This is a genomic window from Streptomyces eurythermus, assembly GCF_014649115.1.
Classification (GTDB): Bacteria; Actinomycetota; Actinomycetes; order Streptomycetales; family Streptomycetaceae; genus Streptomyces; species Streptomyces eurythermus.
In genome coordinates this window covers 1-3,989 of record NZ_BMSK01000049.1, presented here as the reverse complement: position 1 = coordinate 3,989, position 3,989 = coordinate 1, and the positions used below count along the sequence as shown (strand labels likewise).

Below are 3,989 nucleotides of genomic sequence, written 5' to 3'. Positions count from 1 at the left end.
GGTGAGGGCGCGGGTCTGGTGCTGCTGGAGCGGTTGTCGGACGCCCGTCGCAACGGTCACCGGGTGCTGGCGGTGGTGCGGGGTTCGGCGGTGAACCAGGACGGCACCTCCAACGGCCTCGGGGCGCCGAACGGTCCGTCGCAGGAGCGGGTGATCCGGCAGGCACTGGCGAACGCGGGACTGTCGACGGCGGATGTGGACGCGGTGGAGGCCCACGGCACCGGCACCACCCTCGGCGACCCCATCGAGGCGCGGGCACTCCTGGCGACCTATGGCCGGGACCGGGTGGAGCCGTTGTGGCTGGGGTCGGTGAAGTCGAACATCGGGCACACGCAGGCCGCGGCGGGTGTGGCGGGTGTGATCAAGATGGTGATGGCGATGCGGCACGGGCAGTTGCCGCCGACGCTGCATGTGGATGCGCCGACCTCGCACGTCGACTGGGAGTCCGGGAACATCCGGCTGCTCACCGAGGCCCGGCCCTGGCCCGACAACGGCCGGCCGCGTCGCGCGGGCATCTCGGCGTTCGGCATCAGCGGTACGAACGCGCATGTGGTGATCGAGGCGGCAGCCGAGGAACCGGCCGGGGTTTCGGCGGGGCCTGCGGGCGGAGCGGTGCCGTGGGTGTTGTCGGCCAGGTCGGACGCGGCGTTGCGGGAGCAGGCGCGCCGGCTGGTCGCCTTCACCGCCGTGCATCCCGAGGTGAGTCCGGCGGCGGTCGGGGGCGCGCTGGCTGCCCGCGCCGTGTTCGGGCACCGCGCGGTGCTGAGCGGTGTGGAGGCGTTGGAGGCGCTGGCGGGGGGCCGGTCGGCGCCGGGTCTGGTCACCGGGGTCGCCCGTCCGTTGGGCCGGTCGGTGTTCGTGTTTCCGGGGCAGGGTGCGCAGTGGGTGGGGATGGGTGGGGGGTTGTACGGGGCGGAGCCGGTCTTCCGGGAGGCGATCGACTCGTGTGGTGCGGCGTTGGCGCCGTACACCGATTGGTCGTTGGTGGAGGTGCTGACCGGTGGTGGTGCGCTGGAGCGGGTGGACGTGGTGCAGCCCGCCCTGTTCGCGGTGATGATCGCGCTGGCGGAGTTGTGGCGTGCCCATGGTGTGGAACCTGACGCGGTGGTGGGGCATTCGCAGGGGGAGATCGCGGCGGCGTACGTGGCCGGCGCGTTGTCGTTGGAGGACGCAGCGAAGGTGGTCGCCCTGCGCAGCAAGGCCCTGATCGCCCTGGCGGGCCAGGGCGGGATGGTCTCGGTCGGTCTCGGGCATGAGCGGGCCTTCGGTTTCGTGGCCCGTTGGGGCGGCCGGCTGACGGTGGCGGTGGTCAATGCCCCGGGTTCGGTCGTCGTGTCGGGTGATCTGGACGCGCTGGACGAACTGGTGGCGGCCTGTGAGGCCGACGGCATCCGCGCCCGCCGCCTGCCCGTCGACTACGCGGCCCACTCCGTCCAGGTCGAGGCGATCCGCGAGCAACTGCTCACCGACCTCGCCGGGATCGAGCCGAGGACCGCGGTCGTCCCCTTCTACTCCACCGTCACCGCGGAACCCGTCGACACCTCCGCCCTCGACGCCGATTACTGGTACCGCAACCTTCGCGAACCCGTGCTGTTCGAGCAGGCCACCCGGCTGCTGCTCGCCTCGGGCGACGACCCCGTCTTCGTCGAGATCAGCCCGCACCCGGTGCTCACGCCCGCGCTGGAGGAGCACGAGGCGGGTGTGGTGACCGGGACACTGCGCCGCGACCACGGCACCCCGGCCGAGTTCCTGACCGCCGTGGCGAGGCTGTTCGTCGCCGGCGTGCCGGTGCGGTGGCCGTTCCCTCAAGGGGAGCCCGTGGCGCTGCCCACCTACCCCTTCCAGCGGACGCGGTTCTGGCTCGCGGGAGGCGCGGGAGACGTGTCCGCGGCCGGGCTCGACTCGGTGGACCACCCGCTGCTCGGCGCCGCTGTCGAGGTGGGCGAGCAGCGGGTCCTGACGGGCCGGCTCTCCCTGGCGACCCACCCCTGGCTCGCCGACCACTCCGTACTGGGGACGGTGCTGCTGCCCGCGACGGCGTTCGTGGAACTGGTGGTGCACGCGGCCGGGGCGGCGGTGGAGGAACTGGTCCTGGAGACGCCGCTGGTGCTGCCCGCGGACGGCGCGGTGGACGTGCAGGTCATCGTGGGTGAACCGGACGAGACCGGCCGCCGCACGGTCGACGTCCGGTCCCGTACGGACGGTTGGGTGCGGCACGCCACCGCCATGGTGAGCGGGAAACCCGTGGTCGGGCAGGAGCTGACGCAATGGCCGCCGGCCGGCGCGGAACCGGTCACCGGGCTCTACGACACGCTCGCCGCGGCGGGCTACGAGTACGGGCCGGCCTTCCAGGCGGTGCAGGCGGTGTGGCGCCGCGGCGGTGAGGTGTTCGCCGAGGTCACCGTGCCGGACGCGGCCCGGTTCTCCGTTCATCCGGCCCTGCTGGACGCCGCCCTGCAACCGCTGGCGCTGCTGGCCGGCACGGAAGGCGACGTGCGGCTGCCGTTCTCGCTGGGCGGGATCGCGGTCCACCGCACCGGCGTGACCTCCGCGCGCGTGCGGCTGACGACGGCGCGCCCCGGCACGTACGCCGTCCAGCTGGCGGACCGGTCCGGCGAGCCCGTGGCGACCATCGAGGCGCTGACCACCCGTCCGATGGCCGAACGCGCCCCGCTGTACGCCCTCGACTGGATTCCGCTGACCCCCGGTGAGGGCGCGCTCGGCGACGCCTTCGTCTCGCCCGGCTCGGTCACCGAGGCGCTGGCGGCCGTCCAGGCCTTCCTGGCCGGCCCCGGCGAACGGCTAGTGGTGCGCACGAGGGGAGCGGTCGCCGTCGTTCCCGGTGACGGGGTGAGCGACCCGGAAGCCTCCGCCGTATGGGGTCTGGTCCGGTCCGCGCAGTCCGAGCACCCCGGCCGGTTCGTGCTCGTGGACGCCGACGAGCTGCCCGACGGTCTGTCGGTCGGCGACGAGGACCAGGTGGCGGTGCGCAAGGGGGCCGTCTACGTGCCCCGGCTCGTGCGCCGCGCACCGGAGGCGTTCGACGGACGGCTGACGCAGACGGGCACGGGCAGCCTGGACGACCTCGCCTTCCTGCCGTACGAGCAGGCCCCGCTCGGGCCCCGGGAGGTGCGCGTCGCCGTGCGGGCCGCCGGCCTGAACTTCCGGGACGTGCTGATCGCCCTCGGCGTCTACCCGGACCCGGCGCTGCTCGGCAGCGAGGGCGCGGGCGTCGTCACCGAGGTCGGCGCCGACGTCAGCGGGCTGCGGCCGGGCGACCGGGTCGCCGGGCTGCTGCCCGGCGCGTTCGGCCGGGTGGCCGTCGCCGACCACAGGGTGCTGGTGCGCATCCCCGACGAGTGGACGTTCACCCAGGCCGCCACCGTGCCGATCGCGTTCCTGACCGCGTGGTACGGCCTGCGAGACCTGGGCGGGCTGAAGGCCGGCGACCGGGTGCTGATCCACGCCGGGGCCGGCGGCGTCGGCATGGCGGCGGTCCAGCTCGCACGGCTCTGGGGCGCGGACGTCCACGCGACCGCCGGCCCGGGAAAATGGGACGCCCTGCGCGCCCTGGGGCTGGACGAGGACCACATCGCCTCGTCCCGGACGCTGGAGTTCGCCGACCGGTTCGGACCCTTCGACGTGGTGCTGAACTCGCTGTCCGGCGAGTTCCTGGACGCCTCCCTGCGGCTGCTCGCGCCCGGCGGGCGATTCGTGGAGATGGGCAAGGCCGACATCCGGCCCGGCGTGATGGCCTTCGACCTGGCCGACGCGGGACCGGAGCGACTGGGGCAGATCCTGGCCGAGGCCGTCCGGCTGCTCGGCGCGGGCGAGCTGCGCCTGCCGCCGCTCACCACCTGGGACGTCCGCCGCGCGCGGGACGCCTTCCGGTTCATGGGCCGGGCCGCTCACATCGGGAAGATCGTCCTGACTGTTCCCGCGGATCTCGATGCGGCCGGTACGGTGCTGATCACCGGTGGTACGGGGGT

At 74.0% G+C, this 3,989-nt stretch carries 1 protein-coding gene; it reads left to right on the top strand.

What is annotated here, in order from left to right; all coding sequences use genetic code 11:
• Nucleotides 1-3,989 (top strand): acyltransferase domain-containing protein (locus IE251_RS40545; RefSeq protein WP_194552785.1); only part of this gene is annotated, 3,989 nt, incomplete at both ends.